This window comes from Stenotrophomonas pictorum JCM 9942, assembly GCF_001310775.1.
Classification (GTDB): domain Bacteria; phylum Pseudomonadota; class Gammaproteobacteria; order Xanthomonadales; family Xanthomonadaceae; genus Stenotrophomonas; species Stenotrophomonas pictorum.
Map to the genome: position 1 here is coordinate 1 of NZ_BAZI01000748.1, position 683 is coordinate 683.

1 protein-coding gene is annotated in these 683 nt (G+C 69.3%); it reads right to left on the bottom strand.

Going from position 1 to position 683, the window contains the following annotated elements:
* Window positions 1-683, bottom strand: a 683-nt coding sequence (locus JCM9942_RS17460) for a type II secretion system F family protein (protein WP_172675210.1), incomplete at both ends; no start/stop codon positions are given.

Consider the following 683-nt stretch of genomic DNA (forward strand, 5'->3'; position numbering starts at 1 on the left):
GCAGCAAGGTGCCCAGCGTGCGCGCCAGCCGCGCGGTTTCCAGCTTGCCCAGCAACGGGCCGACCATCGGCCGCCGCAGCAGCCAGCCGTCAAAGGCCAAGCGGAAATCCGGATCGCGCCGTTTGCGTTCGACCCACAGCAGCGCCAGCGCCGGCACCACCAGCAGCACGATCCACCCCTCGCGCACCAGCAGACCCAGCTGCAGCACCGCCCGGGTGAACCACGGCAGCGCCACCTCCAGACTTTCATACATCTGCGCGAACTGCGGCACCACGTAGCCGAGCAGGAACAGCAGCGCCAGCCCCACCACCAGCAGCAGGATCGCCGGGTAGATCAGCGCGTTGATCACCCGCCCCTTCAACTGCTGGCTGCGCTCCAGATAATCGGCCAGCCGCTGCAGCGTTTCATGCAGACTGCCGCCGGCCTCACCGGCGCGCACCATGTTCACGTACAACCGCGAGAACACCCCGTGCTGATGCTCCAGCGCCTGCGACAGCGGTGCACCGGCGCGCACCGTCTGGCGGATATCGCCGATCACCCGCTGCTGGGCCGCATCCTCGGGCGTCTCCAGCAGAATCGACAACGCCCGGTCCAGCGGCTGCCCCGCCCCCAGCAAGGTGGCCAGCTGCTGGGTGAACCGCACCAGCGCGGCGCCATCGAACGGACGCCGGCGCCACGGCTTC